The following is a 16,582-nucleotide window of genomic DNA, read 5'->3' on the forward strand; positions in this document are numbered from 1 at the left end:
GCCGATGTCGCTCTCCGAACTCTGCATCCGCCGCCCGGTCTTCGCCACCGTCTTGAGCCTCATCATCCTGCTCATCGGCATCGTCTCCTATGGCCGCCTGACGGTGCGCGAATACCCGCAGGTCGACGAGCCGGTCGTCTCGGTGGCAACCACTTACACCGGCGCCTCGGCGGTCCTGATGGAATCGCAAGTCACCCAGGTGCTGGAAGGATCGCTTGCCGGCATCGAGGGCATCGACATCATCGAATCGACCAGCCGGTCGGAATCGAGCCGCATCACCGTCAGGTTCAAGTCGGACGTCAATATCGATACCGCCGCGAGCGACGTGCGCGACCGCGTCAGCCGCGTCCGCGGACGGCTCCCCGACGAAGTGGACGAGCCCATCATCGCCAAGGTCGAAGCCGATGCGCAGGCCATCATCTACATCAACTTCCGCTCCGAACGACTGAACGCCATCGAGCTCACCGACTATGTCGACCGCTATGTCGTCGATCGCTTCAAGAACCTGACCGGCATATCGGACGCCGAAATCTACGGCCAGCGCCTCTATGCCATGCGCATCTGGATCGACCGTGACCGGCTGGCGGGCTATGGCTTGACCGTCCAGGATGTCGAGGATGCGCTGCGCCAGCAGAATGCCGAGATCCCGGCCGGACGCATCGAGAGCGACGACCGCGAATTCACCGTGCTGTCCAAGACCGCGCTGTCGGAGCCTCAGGAATTTCGCAACATCATGCTGAAGCGGGCGGGCGGGCTGCAGGTCAAGCTCGGCGATGTCGCCCGCGTCGAGCTCGGCTCCGACGAGGTCCGCCGCACCAGCCGCTATATGGGCCAGACGGCGATCACCGTCGGCATCATCAAGCAGGCGGTCGCCAATCCACTCGATGTGTCGAAGGAAGTGCGCCGGGTGATGCCCTCGATCATCGACTCCCTGCCGGACGGAGTCAGCGGCGAAATCGGCTATGACTCGACCCAGTTCATCGAGCAGTCGGTCGGCTCGGTCTTCACGACGATCATGGAGGCGATCGCGCTCGTCATCCTGATCATCATGTTCTTCCTGCATTCGCTCAGGGCATCGCTGATCCCGATCGTCACGATCCCGATCTCGCTCGTCGCCACTTTCGCGGTCATGCTGCTGACCGGCCTCTCGATCAACATGCTGACGCTTCTCGCCATGGTGCTGGCCATCGGCCTCGTCGTCGATGACGCCATCGTCGTGCTCGAAAACATCTTCCGTCACATTGAGGAGGGCATGAAGCCTTTCGAGGCGGCGCTCAAGGGCATGCGCGAGATCGGCTTCGCCATCGTGGCGATGACGCTCACCCTTGCCGCCGTCTATGCGCCGATCGCCTTCATGCCGGGCTCGACCGGCCGCCTGTTCCTCGAATTCGCCCTCACGCTTGCGGGCGCGGTGGTCATATCGGGCTTCATCGCTTTGACGTTGACACCCATGATGTGCTCGAAGCTGTTGAAGCACAATGCCCGGCCCAATCTCGTCGCCCGCTTCATCGAGCGGGTGCTGGCGCGGCTCGAGCATGTTTACCGTTTCCTTCTCAGGCTCGCCGTCAAGGCGCGCTATGCCGTCTTCCTGATCGCTCTCGCGGTCGCAGGTTTGGGCGGCTTCCTGTTCACCGGTCTCAATTCCGAGCTGACGCCCCCCGAGGACCGCGGCGTCCTGCAGATCAACGGCCAGACGCCGGAGGGATCGACGCTCGCTTTCACCGACCGTTATGCCGCGCAAGTCGAAGGCATCCTCAAGACGTCGCCGAATATCCGTGCCTATATGGTGACCGTCGGGATGCCGGAGGTGACCGAATTCAGGACCATCGGCCGCCTCAAGGATTATGCCGATCGCGACCTGACTCAGGCGCAGATCGCCCAGCGCCTCGGGCCCAAATTGCGTAAAGTGGCCGGCGCCCAGGTCTCGGCGCGCTCGATGGCCGGCTTCGGGCGCCGCGGCAGCGGACGGCCGGTCGAGTTCGTCATCCAGACCTCCGGAACCTATGCGGATCTGCAGAAATACAGCGACGCCATGGTCGACAGGCTGGCGCAGAATCCCGGCCTCACCGATCTCGATACCGATCTCAAGCTCAACAAGCCGCAGCTCGAGGTGAAGATCGACCGCGACCGGGTCGCCGATCTGGGGCTCGACGTGTCGGAGGTCGGCCGCACCCTCGAGACGATGCTGGGCGGCCGCCAGGTGACCCGCTTCGAGATCGCGGGCGAGCAGTACGACGTCCTCGTCCAGCTCGACGCCAGCGAGCGCACCGCGCCGGAAAACCTCGCGCGCATGTTCGTGCGCAACAGTTCGGGCGAGATGATCCAGCTCTCCAACATCGTCTCGATCACCGAGACGGTGGCGCCCAAGGATCTGCGCCGCTTCAACCAGCTTCGTTCCGTCACCATCTATGCCAATCTGTCGCCCGGCTACACTCTGGGCCAGGCGCTCCAGGCCATTCAGGCCGCGGCGAATGAGGTTTTGCCCGCCACCGCGCTGACCGACGTCTCCGGCCAGAGCCGCGAGTTCCGTGACGCCAGCAGCAACATCCTGTTCATCTTCGTCCTGGCGCTCGCCTTCATCTATCTCGTCCTGTCGGCGCAATTCGAGAGCTTCCGCGATCCTCTGATGATCATGCTGACGGTGCCCTTGTCGATGACCGGCGCGCTTCTCGCGCTCAAGCTCACCGGCGGCACGCTCAACATCTATTCGCAGATCGGCCTCGTGACGCTGGTCGGCCTCATCACCAAGCACGGCATCCTGATCGTCGATTTCGCCAATCGCCTGCAGGATGAGGGCAGGAGTCGCAGCGCCGCCGTCATCGAGGCGGCGACCTTGCGCTTGCGGCCCATCCTGATGACCACCTGCGCCATGGTGCTGGGCGCCATGCCGCTCGCCATGGCGCATGGCGCCGGTTCCGAGAGCCGCGTCCAGATCGGCTGGGTCATTGTCGGCGGCATGACTTTCGGCACGCTCTTGACGCTGTTCGTCGTGCCCGCCGTCTACAGCCTGTTTGGCCGCAAGGCGGTGGCCGAGTCCGAGGCAGCGATCGTCGCCTTCCCGAAAGCGGCGGAATAAGTCCTACCGCCCGCTCGCGCGCTTCATGCGCTCGATGATGCGCGGAATGGCGATCACGGCGATCAGCAGCGCGCCGATATAGACGCTGACCACCTGGCCTGGGATGTTGTTGAGCGACATGCCGAAGGTCAGGAGGCCCAGCACCAGCACGGCGAGGAAGACGCCGAGAATGGAGCCGACGCCGCCGGCGATCGAAACGCCGCCCAGTATGACCATGGTGACGATATCGAGCTCCCAGCCGATGCCGATATTGGAGCGCACGGAGCCGAGCCGCGCCGCCAGGAGGCCGGCGGCGAGGCCCGCCAGGATCCCCGATACGACGAACAGGATGAAGCGTAGACGCGCCACCGGTATGCCGGAAAAGCGCGCCGCCACCGGGTTGGAGCCGGTGGCGAAGAGCTGGCGGCCGATCGCCGTTCTGTGCAGCACGATGCCGAACAGCGCCGTGAGGACGAGGAAGATCAGGAAAGACAGCGGCACCGGCGGCAGGAACAGCCAGGATATGCCCGTCTCTTTCATCTTGATGAAATAGCTCTGCCCGAGATCGAGGAATTCCTGCGGGAACTTCGTCTTCGCCTGGTCGCCCAGGATCACCTGGGTCAACCCGCGAAACAGCGACATCGTTCCGATGGTGACGACGATCGAGGGAAGATTGAGGAACGATACCAGCACGCCATTGAAGACGCCGCAGAGAAGGCCGATGCCGATGCCGGTCGCGAACAGGACGGGCGCGCCATAGCCCGCTTCCGCCGCATAGCCGACCCCCATGGCGGCCAGCGCCACGATGGCGGCGACCGAAAGATCGATCTCGCGTACCAGGATCAAGAGCGCCATGGCGAGCGCGATGATCGCCTTCTCGGAGAAGTTGAAGGTTGCGTCCGCCAGGTTGAAGACGTCGAGGAAATAGGGCGAGGCGATGGTGTTCACGATGATGGTGAGCGCCAGCAGAATGACGAGGATCACCTCCCAGGAGAGGACGATGTCGCGCAAGCGCCGGGGCGGTGAGTCGGCGACGGCATAGCGATCCTCGGACGTGGCGGGCGCGGTCATGGCGCCACCCGTCTCAACCGGCGCGCCTCGGGCAGGATCAGCTTGTCGGGCCGGCGCTCGGCGCGCGCATTGATGACGACGGCGGTGAGGATGACGGCGCCCGAAATCGCCATTTGCCAGAAGGGCGATATCTGCATCACCGGCAGCGCCGTCATCACGATGCCGAGGAACAGAGCGCCCAGCAATGTCCCGGCGACCGTGCCGATGCCGCCGCCGATCGACACGCCGCCGATCACGCACGCCGCGATCACCGTCAGCTCATAGCCGCTGGCGATCTCGGAATAGGCGACGCCATAGCGCGCCACCCACAAATAGCCGCAGAGCCCGGCCACGGCGCCCGAGATGGAATAGGCGAGCAGATCCTGCCGGCGCTGGTCGATGCCGCAATAGCGCGCCGCCACCGGATTGCCGCCCACCGCATAGAGCCCGCGGCCGGCGCGGGTGAAGCTCAGGAAAACCCAGAACAGGAGCGCCACCGCAATGGCGATCCACACCGGGCTCGTCAGGCCGAGCCAGACCTGTTTCGGGAAAGCCTGGAAGGCGACGCCCATTTCCGACGCGTTCACCTGATCGCCGCCCGCGATGATGATGATCATGCCGCGGAAGACCGCGAGCGTGCCCAAGGTCATGACGATCGGCGGAATGCCGAGATAGGCGATGAGCGCGCCGTTGATCATGCCGAGGAGCAATCCGGTGACGATGCCGGCGAGGATCATGAGGATGAGCGGCACTTCCGGATGATACTGGCTGACGAGTGCCGCCATCATGCCGGAAAGCGCCAGATTGGCGGCGACCGAAAGGTCGATGCCGCGCGTCAGGATGACCACCATCTGCGCCAGCGCCATCATGAACAGCACCGAAGTCTCGGTCAGCATATCGCTGATATTGCCCCAGGCCAGGAAGGCCGGCTGATAGGCGCCGATGAGTGCCATGCCGATGAGGAGGATCAGCGCGAGCACGATCTCGCGATTATTGAGGAGGGCCTTCATGCCGCTTCGCTCGCGGCCCCGGTCGCCGCGCCCACGATCGCCTCGGCGCTCCATTCGCCGCGCTTGAACTCATCGACGATGCGGCCTTCCTTCATGACGATGACGCGGTCGGCAAGGCCCATCACCTCGGGCAGTTCCGACGTGATCAGCACGACGGCAAGGCCTTCACTCGCGAGCTCGCCGATGAAATCATGCACCGCGGCCTTGGAGCCCACATCGATGCCCTTGGTCGGTTCGTCCAGCACGATGACCTTGGGGCGCGTCGCCAGCCATTTGGCGATGACGACTTTCTGCTGGTTGCCGCCCGACAACTCGGCGAGCCGCTGCTCCCAGTTTGCCGCCTTGACCGCGAGCCTTCGGCCGAGCCTCCGCGTCTCGGCCTGTTCGGACGCACGCGACAGGAACAGTCCCCGCACATGCTTGCCGAGGTCGGCGAGCGTCACATTCTCGCGGATACCGAGCGACAGGATGGCGCCCTGGTCCTGCCGGTCCTCCGGCACATAGGCGATGCCGGCGGCGATCGCATCCGAAGGTGCCGCGATCGCAAGGCGTTGTCCCTCGAGCGTCACCTCGCCCTGCGTGATGGGCGTGATGCCGAACAACCCCTGCATGGCCTCGGTGCGCCCGGCGCCGACCAGCCCATAGAGGCCCAATATCTCGCCTTTGCGCAGGCTGAAGGAGACATCGGCATATTCCGTCGCATTGGACAGGCCTTCGACGGCAAGCACGGTCTCGCCGAGCTCGACGTCGCGCTTGGGGAAGAACTGATCGACCGGACGGCCCACCATCATGCGCACCAGGTGGGCTTGCGTCACCGAGGCGATCGCTCCTTCGCCGACCTTCTCGCCGTCGCGCAGGCAGATGAAATCATCGCAGATGCGGAAGATCTCATTGAATTTATGGCTGATGAAGACGATCGCCCGGCCCTCCGCCTTGAGCTGGGCGACGACGCGGAAGAGATCGTCGATCTCGCTCGCCGAAAGGGCGGCCGTCGGTTCGTCCATGATGAGGACCTGCGCCTCATGCGACAGAGCGCGGGCGATCTCGACCAGATGCTTCTGGGCGACCGACAGGCGCTTGAGCTTGAAGTCGCTCGGAATGACGGCATCGATGCGCTTGAGGAGCGCCTGCGAGCGCTCACGCATCGTGGACCACGCGACGAGGTGCGACGCGCCGGTCGGCATATGGCCCATGAAGATGTTCTCGGCCACGCTCAGCTCGTCGAACATCACCGTTTCCTGCTGGATCGCCGCGATGCCGGCGGCCCACGCATCGCGCGGCGAGGCGAAGGATCTGGGCTCGCCGCGCACCCGGATCTCGCCTTCATCCGCCGTGTAGATTCCGGTGAGGATCTTGACGATGGTGGACTTGCCCGCACCATTCTCGCCGATGATGGCCGTCACCCGGCCGGGTTTCAAGGCGAGGCTGACATCATGCAGGGCTCTGACGCCCGGAAAGCGCTTGGAAATGCCCGAAAGGGTGAGGATGGGATCAGACACGATCATCCGGCCGCGAGGAGAATAGGCATGAAGCCATGGCCGGACCGGGATCCGGCAATGGCGACAATGCAGTAAAGACGTGATCAGAAGATCTTCGCGAATTCCTCGACATTCGTTTTATTGAACTCGAAGGGCTCGCCCATGATGCATTCACCGGCCGGCCCCACGACCGTCTCGCCCTTCTTGCCCATCGAGAGCTTGGCGCCCTCTTTCGTGTCGGCGCCGCCCAGGATCGCGGCCATGATCTGGGTCGAGGCATAGCCATATTCCACCGGATTCCAGATCGCGAAGCTGTCGCAGGCGCCCTGCATGACATAGTCTTTCATCTCGGAAGGCAGACCGAGGCCGGTGATGAACACTTTGCCGACGAGGCCGCCATCGACGATGGCCTTGGCGCCGGAACGGATGCCGATCGTGGTCGGCGAAATGACGCCCTTGAGGTTGGGATGCGCCTTCACCAGGCCCTGCATCTCGCGATAGCTCTTGTCGTCCTGGTCGTCGCCATAGACGGTCGCCACCAGCGGCATATCTTTGTATTCGGGCTTCTTCCATTCCTCCTGCATGGCGGCGATCCAGGAATTCTGGTTCGTCATAGTGGAGGCTGCCGACAGGATGGCGACCTCGCCTTTGCCGCCGAGCGTCTTGGCGATCATCTGCACCTGCTTGGCGCCGATGAGCGGCGTGGATGACGCCGAGAGATGGACGATACGGCCGGCGGGGGCTATGGCGCTGTCGAAGCTCATCACCTTGATGCCGCGTTCCATGGCCTTCTTGCCGACCGGCACGAGGGCGTCGGCGTCATTGGCGGAAACGATGATGCCATCGACCTTCTGCGCGATCTGCGCATCGATCACGGCGATCTGCTCTTCCGCGGTCGGCTTGGCGGAAGCGGTATAGATGATCTCGATGCCGCCCAGCTCCGAGCCCGCTTCCTTCGCGCCATTGGCGCAGGCGTCGAAATAGCTGTTGCCGAGATTCTTGACGATCATGGCAATGCGCTTTTGGGCCTGGGCGCGAAGCGGCTTCGTCAGGATCGCCGGAGCCGCAACGGCAAAAGCTGCTGCGCTTCCATATTTCAACAGAGTGCGGCGTGTCGTGGTCATCTGGTCTTTCCTCCCTCGTAATTCGGCAATCGTAGCATCAAATGGACCGGGAGCAAGATGTGGGACCTGTCCAGCCTTCCCCTTCTCGCTTGCTACTTCACAACAACCGTCTTCGGATCCCAGCCGTCGGGCGGCGGATATTTCGGCGCCAGCTCTTCCAGTGCCTCGCGCACGATGCGCGAAATCGCGGCATTGCGCGCCCAGTTGCGATCGGCCGGGATGACATACCAGGGCGCATGGGCGGTCGAGCAGCGCCTCAGCGCCGTTTCATAGGCGGCCATGTAGTCGTTCCACAATTTCCGGTCCTCGAGATCGCTCGGATTGAACTTCCACTGCTTGGCGGGATCGGTGACGCGCTCTTTCAGGCGTTCGGCCTGCTCGGCCTTGGAGATATGCAGCATGAATTTGAGGATGCGCGTGCCGTTGTCGCTGAGCATCTTCTCGAACTGGTTGATCTCCTCATAGCGCCGCTCGATGACGTCCGGCTTCGCGAGCTTCCTCACCTTCACCACCAGCACGTCCTCATAATGCGAGCGGTTGAAGATGCCGATGATGCCCTTCTCCGGGCAGGCCTCGTGGACACGCCAGAGATAGTCATGCGCGCGCTCTTCCGGGCTTGGCACCTTGAAGGGCGTCACCTCGACGCCGATCGGGCCGCAGGTGTTGAACACCGCGCGCACCGTGCCGTCCTTGCCGCTGCAATCGATGCCTTGCAGCACGACGAGCAGGCTGTGCTTGCCTTCGGCATAGAGCTTGTCCTGCAGCGCGTCGATCGCCTCGGCATCCTTCTGGGTCTGGGCCTTGGCCTGGTCCTTGCCTTTGAAGGCGCTGTCGTCGCGCGGGTCGATCTTGGCGAGCGAGACCGCCTTGCCGGGACCGACGATGAATTTCTTCGCAAACTGGCTGGGCATCTTTTCCCCTGTTCAGGTCCGGCCAGAGGTTCGGACATTGGGGCCTTGATTGCAAGGGCCGAGCACCCTAATGCCTAATGCCAAAGGATTGATATATGACAGATAATAAGGCTCAGATGGCGTCACCGGCCTTTCGGCTCGCCGCCATCGACCAGGACTTCGTCCTCGGCGACACGACGCGCGGCATCCGCTTCCAGCTCGAATACCAGAAGGCGGAGGAATATTTGCGCAAATGGGGGGTCGCCTCGACCGTCGTCGTCTTCGGTTCGGCGCGCGTCAGGGAAGGCGACAAACGCGGCTGGTATGAAGCCGCCCGCGCATTCGCCCGCATCGTCTCGGAAAATGGCGGCGCCCTCCACAGCTTTTCGAGCCCGCGCCGGAACGTCATCGCCACCGGCGGCGGTCCCGGCATCATGGAAGCCGCCAATCGCGGCGCCTATGATGTGGGCGCGCCCTCGATCGGCTACAACATTACGCTGCCGCATGAGCAGGAGCCCAATGCCTATTCGACGCCGGAGCTCACCTTCCGCTTCCATTATTTCGCGATGCGCAAGATGCATTTCGCCATGCGCGCCGATGCCCTGGTCGTCTTCCCCGGCGGCTTCGGGACACTCGACGAGCTCTTCGAGATCCTCACCCTGAGGCAGACCGGCAAGATGGACGATCCCGTACCGATCGTTCTCTATGACAGCATCTTCTGGCACAAGACCATCAACTTCCGCCGCTTCGCCGATGAGGGCCTGTGCGCCGAATCCGATCTCGATCTCTTCGGCTTCGCCGACACGCCGGAGGGGGCCTGGAAAGAGCTTCTCGCCCGCGGCCTCAAGGTCCCGGAACGCAAAGGATAGGACATGACGATCAAGATTCATTTCCACGGCGCCACGCGCGTCGTCACGGGCTCCTGCTATGTCCTCGAGACCGGTTCCGCGCGGCTCCTCGTCGATTGCGGCATGTTCCAGGGCTCGAAGACCGAGAAGGAGCTCAACTACCGCGCCTTTCCCTTCGATCCGCGCAAGATCGACGCCATGCTCCTGACCCATGCCCATATCGATCATGCGGGCCTCATCCCCAAGCTCACCAAGGCGGGCTATGCCGGCAAGATCTACGCGACCCACGCGACCTGCGATCTCGCCGCGGTCATGCTGCCGGATTCGGGCTTCATCCAGGAGACCGAGGTCAAGCAGCTCAATGAGCGCAACCGCAAGCGCGGCCTCGACGAGGTCGAGCCGATCTACACCGCCGATGATGCGCGCCAGGCGCTCGAGCATTTCGAAGGCATCGCCTACAAGACCTGGATCACGCCAGTGCCCGGCATCAAGGCGCGCTACTGGAATGCCGGCCACCTCCTGGGCTCCGCCTCGATCGAGGTCGAGGTCGCGCGTGAGGGCCTGAAACCCTTGCGCATCCTGTTCTCCGGCGACATCGGTCCCGACCAGAAATTATTCGAGCCCGATCCCGAGGCGCCGGTCGATTTCGACTATGTCATTTGCGAATCGACCTATGGCGGCAAGGACCGCTTCGAACGCTCGCAGGAGACGCGCCGCGAGGTGCTGGGCGCCGAGTTGCGCGCCGCGGCGAGCCGCCAGGGCGCCGTCCTCATTCCCTCTTTCGCGGTGGAGCGTACCCAGGAGATCCTGGTCGACGTGATCGCGCTCATGGATGCGGGCGTCGTTCCCTATGCGCCGGTCTTCATCGATTCACCCTTGGCGCTGAAGGCGACGGAGATCTTCACCCATCACGCCAAATCGCTGCGCAACGGCGATGCGCTGCTGAGAGCGCTCGAATCGCCCTATGTGAAGACGACGGAAACCGCCGATGAGAGCAAGGCCATCAACCGCTTCGCAGGCTTCCACATCATCGTCGCGGCGAGCGGCATGTGCGAGGCGGGCCGCATCCGCCATCATCTGAAGAACAACCTGTTCAAGCCCAATGCCACCGTCCTCCTGGTCGGCTTCCAGGCGATGGGCACGCTCGGCCGCCTGCTCGAGGATGGCGCGCAGAGCGTCAAGATCCATGGCGAGGAGGTCAAGGTGAGAGCCGCGATCCGGCGCTTCGAGGATTATTCGGGCCATGCCGACGGACCGGAATTGCTGCAATGGCTGCGCGAGCGCTTGCCCATCGCCAAGGCGGTCTTCCTGACCCATGGCGAGGAGGAGCCGCAAGTGGCGCTGGCCAATGCCATGGCGGGCGAGATCATCGAGGCCCAACGGATCGAGCGGCCGCGTCTCGATGACGTCTATGACGTGACGGGCGATGCGCCGGTGCGCCGCGAGGCCGAGATCAGGCCGCGCCTCAGCCCCGACAAGATGGCGCATCCCGATTGGCACAACGAGCTTGCCGAGCTCATCCTCGACATCAATGACGAGATGGGCAAGGCCGCGGACGAGAAGGCCCGCGCCGTCGTCATCCGGCGGCTCAAGCGCGCGCTCGCGGAATCGCGCGGCGCGATGCCGCCGCCCAATGCCCGGCAGAAGGGCCACGACGAGGGCCGCGGCGGCGCTCGGGGCTTCGATGAAGGGTAATATTCGCAAATTTAGGTTAATGGCTCAAAATCGCGCAGGTTGGGCCGTTAACCAAGCCTAAGGGTGGAGTTAATCCGTATACTGTGCAATCGTCGCGATGGGTACGGCGTTTTGGATTTTTCGATCCAGAAAGGTCATTATGCATGCCCCGCAACTCCATCAGACTGCAGACTGAAGCCACCGAGGCCCTGAGGGTCGAAATCGACCGTGATCGCGCGAAGGATCAGGCCAGCATCGATTATTTCCGCGATCTGCTCGGTGTACTGAGAGATGGCCGCGACGAGGACCTCGGAGCCCTGGATTCATTCGCGGCGAACATGAAGATGATGATCAATCGCCGGCATGACGGCGTCGCCGAACAGATCAAGGTACAGATCGCGCGCGACGAAGCGCATCTGCGCGACCTCGAAGGCAACGAGCCGGAGAAGCCCGTGGATCAGGAGAAGCCCGCCGCTGCCGAGCAAGACCATGGCGACGGCAAGGTCACGCGCATCAAGAAGATTGCCAGCGTATAGAACCCTGCCCCTCTCCTCGCCGGGGGAGAGGGAATTCTCTGATCAGCCTCACCGCCTCGGCCCCGATCTCGGGCAGCATCGTGACGCTGTCCGAGGGCCATTTGCCCTGGGCGAAGACGACGAGCGTGAACACCTCGCCCGTCGGCAATGCGGCATGCAGCGCGTCATGGCGGCGATAGCTCGCATGGCTGTCGCCCGTCCAGCCGGTCCAGCCGGCTTTCGCCCAGATCTTGGCACCGTCCGGCATGCCTTCGCCCAGGAACCCCAGAAGCTGGGCATGCGGCGTGTCCCTGAATTCCTTCGTATTGGGCCGGTGGAGCGTGTCACGCATGATCTTGGACCTGTGCCCCGAAATCATCTCACCGCTCATGATCTTCGCCAAGATCAGGGCGGCGGCGTTGCTGGTGAGGCGGTTATGGTTGTTGCCGCCGTGCTGCACATAGACCTTCTCGCGCCCATAGCGCTCATCGTCCATCAGCTTTTGCGACACATTGATCCGGGCGAGCTCGGGCAGCGCGAATGACCGGAAATAGCGGTTCACGTTCTCGCGCGCCGCGATCCAGCGCTCCATCTCCTCACCGCTGAGCTCGGTGTCGCCCGTGGTGCCGCTCAGGTGATCGATGATGTAATTGGTCGCCATGTTGCTCGACCATTTGATCATGTCATGCAGAGCGCGGGCGAGCTCCGGCGTTTCGGCGAGGCGTCCATCCTCATAGGCCTGCTGCAGCGCCACCATGTAGAACATCTTGATGACGCTGCAGGGATAGAACGGGGCATCGCCGCGATAGGCGAAACTGTCCTTGACCGGCCCCTCTTCGCCCTCATGCAGATGGAGCGTCACGGCGAAATCATCAGGCTTCACACCGTGCGGCGCAAACCGCCCCTTGATCCAGACTGTGAGCGCGGTGCCGATTTTTTCCGCAAGGCTTATGCTCTGTGACGGCATTAGGGATTCCTCGAATGTATGTCAGGAGTTTCGGGCGAAGGTGAATTGAGTGGAGGCCTCGGGATTGAGGCAGCGCACTTGGTGGTCGGGGTCGCCGTCGCGAAGCTCGGGATGCTCGGCGCGGCAGGCGGGCAGCACGAAGGGGCAGCGGGTCGAGAAACCGCAGCCCAAGGGCGGCGCCAGGGGATCGGGCACCTCGCCTTCGATCCCTGGCGCCATGCTGCGCCGTTGCGGATCGGGCATCGGGATCGCCGCGAGGAGCCCCCGCGTATAGGGATGCTGCGGCCTCGCGAACAGGCTTTCCGTCTCCGCCACTTCGACGATCTCGCCCAGATACATGACGGCGATGCGGTCGCTGATATGGCGCACCACATTGAGATCATGGGCGATGAACATGATGGCGATGCCGAGCTTGGCGCGCAGGTCTTCGAGCAGATTGATGATTTGCGCCTGCACGCTGGCATCGAGAGCGGAGACCGGTTCATCGGCGATGATGAGGCGGGGCTCGACCGCCAGCGCCCGGGCGATCGAGATGCGCTGGCGCTGGCCGCCGCTGATCGCATGTGGCAGCCGATCCTTGAGCTTTGGCGTCAGGCCGACCATCAGCAGCAATTCATCGACGCGCTTCATCCGCGCATCGGCATTAGTGACGGTGCCGTGCACTTTGAGGGCCTCGTCCAGCATGGCGCCCAGCGTCATGCGCGGATTGAGCGAGGCGTAAGGGTCCTGGAAGACCATCTGGACCTGCCGCGCCCGCGCCTGCCGGTCGCCGGCGAAAGCGCCGCCTTGCCAGGCGAAGCTGCCGCCTTCCGGCCGGTCGAGGCCGACGATGCAGCGCCCGAGCGTCGATTTCCCGCAGCCGGATTCACCGACGACGCCCAGGATTTCCCCGGGCCTCACCGTGAGGCTGACATCGCGCAAGGCCTTGAGCCGCGCCGTGGGCTTGCGCGCCAGCACATCGCTCAAGCTCCGGTCGAGCACATAGGTCTTCGACACATGGCTGATCTCGAGCAGCGGCCGGGAGGCGCTCATGCGAGCTCTCCCATCCGGATGCAGGCGCCTTCATGGCCGGGCTCGACCGGCAGCAAGGGCGGCTCATCGCGCGCGCATTGCGCCACGGCGAAATGGCAGCGCGGATGGAAGCGGCAGCCGCTTGGCGGGGATGAGAGATCGGGCGGCGCGCCGCCGATCGGCTCGAGCCGCTCGTGCTTGTTGCGCATGGCGGGGAGCGCGCCGAGGAGCGCCCGCGTATAGGGATGCGACGGCTTGGCGAAAAGCTGCGCCGTCGTGGCGGTCTCGGCGATGCGCCCGGCATACATGACGGCGACGCGATCGCAGGTCTGCGCGACGACGCCCAGATCATGGGTGACGAACAGCACCGCCATGCCGGTCTCCTCGCGCAGGCGCAGGATGAGCTTCAGGATCTGGTCCTGCACGGTGACGTCGAGCGCCGTCGTCGGCTCATCGGCGATCAGGAGCTTGGGCCGGCAGGCAAGCGCGATGGCGATGAGCACGCGCTGCCGCATGCCGCCGCTGAAAGCATGCGGATAGGCATCGAGCCGCCTTTCGGCGGCGGAGACGCCGACCGATTTCAGGAGATCGATCGCCGCCGCGCGCGGGCTTCGGCCCGCGAGCCGGCCATGCCGGACGAGGCCCTCCTGGATCTGCCGGCCGATGCGCATCGTCGGATTGAGCGCCGTCATCGGATCCTGGAAGATCATGGCGATTTGGCGCCCGCGGATCTGGGTGAAATCGCCATCGCCGAGATCGACAAGCTCGCGGCCGTCGAAGCGGACCGAGCCCGCCATGCGGCTGGGCGCCCCGCCGAAAAGCCGGATCAGCGAGCGGCAGGTGACGCTCTTGCCGCATCCCGATTCACCGACCAGCCCGAAGATCTCACCCGCTTTGATCTCGAAGCTGACGCCGTCGACCGCGGTCACGGTCTGCTGGCGCCCGGCGAAGGAGACCTTGAGGTCGCGCACGCTGAGGAGCGGGGCCGTCATGCCTTGGGCCTCAGGAAGTCGTCGAGCCCGTCGCCCAGGAAGGTGAAGGTGACGCCGACCAGGACGATGGCGAGGCCCGGGAACAGCGAGATCCACCAGCCGTCCTGGATGAAGTTGCGGCCATCGGCGATCATGACGCCCCATTCCGGCGTCGGCGGCTGGATACCGAGCCCGAGGAAGCCGAGCGAGGTGACGGCGAGGATGGTGAGCACGACATCGGCCATCATGAAGACGATCGCCGGCGTGATCACATTGGGCAGGATATGCCGGAACATGATGCGGGCATGGCTGTAGCCCAGGACCGAGGAGGCCTTGACGTAATCGAGCTGTTTGGCGAGCAGCACCTCGCCCCTGACGATGCGGGCGAAGGAAATCCACACCACCAGCGTGAAGGCCAGATACATATTGGCGATGCTGGGCCCGAGCGCGCCGACGATCGAGATGACCAGCACATAGAAGGGAAAGGCCCATAATATGTCGACGATCCGCATCAGCACGAGATCGAGCCAGCCGCCGAAATAGCCGGAGACGAGGCCGATGGTCGAGCCGATGAGGAAAGGCAGCAGCACGCAGATGGCCACGACCTCGAGATCGACCCGGGCGGCGGCGATGACGCGTGCCAGCACGTCGCGGCCGAGATCGTCGGTGCCGAAAGGATGGGCGAGGCTCGGAGGGGCGAGCGCATTGGCGAAGTCGATGGCCACCGGATCATGCGGCACGACGAGCGGTCCGATCAGGCTGGCGAGGACCAGCACGGCGAGGAGAAGCAGGCCGACATGCAGGTTGCGGTTGCGCCGGAACCTGTCGGCCGTTTCGCTGGAGATGAGCCGGGTCACGACAAGGTCACGCGCGGATCGACCAGCGCATAAGCGAGGTCGGTCAGGAGGTTGATGAGGACGACCAGGGTCGCGAAGGTGACGGTCAGCGCCTGCACCATCGGATAGTCGCGGGCCGAGATCGACGAGACGAGCAATGAGCCGAGGCCCGGTATGCCGAACACGGTTTCGATGACCACGGTTCCGCCGATCACCCAGCTCGTATGCACGGCGAGCACCGAGATGGTCGAGGTCAGCGAATTGCGGAAGACATGGCGCCACAGCACCTGGCGCTCGACCAGGCCCTTGGCGCGCGCCGTGTCGACATAATCGGCGCCGAGCACCGCGATGATCGAGCTTCTGAGCGAGCGGATGGTGAGCGCCGCCGTGCCCAGCGCGATGATGAAGGCCGGCAGAGCGAGATGGTGCAGCCTGTCCCAGAAGCCCTCGCCATAGCCCGACACCGGGAAGAGCGGGACATAGATGGCAAAGAGCAGCACCAGGAGCACGCCCAGCCAGAAGGCCGGCATCGACATGGCCATGACGAAGACGACGCGTATCACCTGGTCGAAGACGCCGCCCTTGCGGATCGCCGCCAGCATGGCGAGCGGCACGGTCATGATCACCGCCATGATGGTGGAGAGGCCGACCAGCGCCAGGCTCGGCCACAGTCTTTCGAGGATGAGCGGCGCGATATCGGCCTTGTAGGCGATCGAGCGGCCGAAGCTGCCCTGCACCAGATCGCCAATGAAGCGCAGATATTGCTGCCACAGCGGCTGATCGAGGCCGAGCTGCTCATTGAGCTTGGCGATGTCTTCGGGCGTGCCGCGGCTGCCGAGCATCAAGGTCGCCGGGTCGCCCGGCATGACGCGGAGCAGCAGGAACGCCACCAGCGTGATGCCGATGAGCACCGGCAGGAGCTGGATGATCCGCGACAGGCAGAAAAAGACGATCTTCATGGAAGACCTCCCCACTTTCCCCCTCTCCCGTTGCGAAGCAATGGGAGAGGGTGCCCGAAGGGCGGGTGAGGGCTCTTTGCTTCAGCAATGAATACTTGTTGAGATTGGAACACTTTGCACGAAAGAGCCCTCATCCGGCCTTCGGCCACCTTCTCCCACGCTGCGCGCGGGAGAAGGGGAATGGCGGAGGGCAG

The 16,582-nt window shown here is 64.0% G+C and carries 14 protein-coding genes; 4 read left to right on the plus strand and 10 right to left on the minus strand.

The window, feature by feature from the left end:
- Nucleotides 1-4: 4 nt before the first annotated feature.
- Nucleotides 5-3,076, plus strand: coding sequence for an efflux RND transporter permease subunit (locus tag DS839_RS11160; protein WP_119270412.1), 3,072 nt, complete (start codon nt 5-7; stop codon nt 3,074-3,076).
- A gap of 3 nt (nt 3,077-3,079) precedes the next feature.
- Here the strand turns inward: DS839_RS11160 and DS839_RS11165 are convergent, their stop codons facing one another.
- The 5 genes from DS839_RS11165 to DS839_RS11185 form a co-directional block, all read right to left on the minus strand.
- A complete protein-coding gene (locus DS839_RS11165) occupies nt 3,080-4,126 on the minus strand; it encodes an ABC transporter permease (RefSeq protein ID WP_119270413.1) in 1,047 nt (348 codons plus the stop codon).
- On the minus strand, nt 4,123-5,115 hold the full coding sequence (locus tag DS839_RS11170) for an ABC transporter permease (protein WP_119270791.1): 993 nt from the start codon (nt 5,113-5,115) through the stop codon (nt 4,123-4,125). The genes DS839_RS11165 and DS839_RS11170 overlap by 4 nt, the downstream gene beginning before the upstream one ends.
- Nucleotides 5,112-6,620 (minus strand): sugar ABC transporter ATP-binding protein, encoded by a 1,509-nt coding sequence (locus tag DS839_RS11175; protein WP_119270414.1) that lies wholly within the window; start codon nt 6,618-6,620, stop codon nt 5,112-5,114. The genes DS839_RS11170 and DS839_RS11175 overlap by 4 nt, the downstream gene beginning before the upstream one ends.
- Before the next feature lie 77 nt (nt 6,621-6,697).
- A complete protein-coding gene (gene rhaS / locus DS839_RS11180; RefSeq protein WP_119270415.1) occupies nt 6,698-7,717 on the minus strand; it encodes a rhamnose ABC transporter substrate-binding protein in 1,020 nt (339 codons plus the stop codon).
- 92 nt (nt 7,718-7,809) lie between these two features.
- Entirely contained in the window at nt 7,810-8,628 is an 819-nt protein-coding gene (locus DS839_RS11185; protein ID WP_119270416.1) for a polyphosphate kinase 2 family protein, read from the minus strand.
- Between the two features lie 95 nt (nt 8,629-8,723).
- Between DS839_RS11185 and DS839_RS11190 the strand changes: the two genes are divergently transcribed.
- From DS839_RS11190 to DS839_RS11200, 3 genes are all read left to right on the plus strand, one after another.
- Entirely contained in the window at nt 8,724-9,476 is a 753-nt protein-coding gene (locus DS839_RS11190) for an LOG family protein (protein ID WP_119270417.1), read from the plus strand.
- A 3-nt stretch (nt 9,477-9,479) separates the two neighbouring features.
- Complete coding sequence (locus DS839_RS11195; RefSeq protein ID WP_119270418.1) at nt 9,480-11,150, plus strand: MBL fold metallo-hydrolase; 1,671 nt, start codon at nt 9,480-9,482, stop codon at nt 11,148-11,150.
- Between the two features lie 143 nt (nt 11,151-11,293).
- Nucleotides 11,294-11,665, plus strand: coding sequence for a hypothetical protein (locus tag DS839_RS11200; RefSeq protein ID WP_119270419.1), 372 nt, complete (start codon nt 11,294-11,296; stop codon nt 11,663-11,665).
- On the opposite strand, the gene DS839_RS11205 is transcribed toward DS839_RS11200, so the two are convergent.
- Genes DS839_RS11205 through DS839_RS11225 form a run of 5 tightly spaced genes read right to left on the minus strand, consistent with a single transcriptional unit; the run spans nt 11,643 to nt 16,388 of the window.
- On the minus strand, nt 11,643-12,611 hold the full coding sequence (locus DS839_RS11205; protein ID WP_119270420.1) for a serine hydrolase: 969 nt from the start codon (nt 12,609-12,611) through the stop codon (nt 11,643-11,645). The genes DS839_RS11200 and DS839_RS11205 overlap by 23 nt on opposite strands.
- A gap of 21 nt (nt 12,612-12,632) precedes the next feature.
- Nucleotides 12,633-13,643, minus strand: coding sequence for an ABC transporter ATP-binding protein (locus tag DS839_RS11210; RefSeq protein WP_119270421.1), 1,011 nt, complete (start codon nt 13,641-13,643; stop codon nt 12,633-12,635).
- A complete protein-coding gene (locus tag DS839_RS11215) occupies nt 13,640-14,614 on the minus strand; it encodes an ABC transporter ATP-binding protein (protein WP_119270422.1) in 975 nt (324 codons plus the stop codon). The genes DS839_RS11210 and DS839_RS11215 overlap by 4 nt, the downstream gene beginning before the upstream one ends.
- The gene (locus tag DS839_RS11220; protein WP_119270423.1) at nt 14,611-15,450 is read right to left on the minus strand and encodes an ABC transporter permease; all 840 of its coding nucleotides are present in this window, start codon (nt 15,448-15,450) and stop codon (nt 14,611-14,613) included. The genes DS839_RS11215 and DS839_RS11220 overlap by 4 nt, the downstream gene beginning before the upstream one ends.
- Nucleotides 15,447-16,388 carry an ABC transporter permease gene (locus DS839_RS11225; RefSeq protein ID WP_119270424.1) on the minus strand — a complete coding sequence of 314 codons (942 nt, stop codon included), beginning with the start codon at nt 16,386-16,388 and terminating at the stop codon, nt 15,447-15,449. The genes DS839_RS11220 and DS839_RS11225 overlap by 4 nt, the downstream gene beginning before the upstream one ends.
- Nucleotides 16,389-16,582 lie beyond the last annotated feature (194 nt).

The sequence above is a fragment of the Taklimakanibacter deserti genome (genome assembly GCA_003574785.1).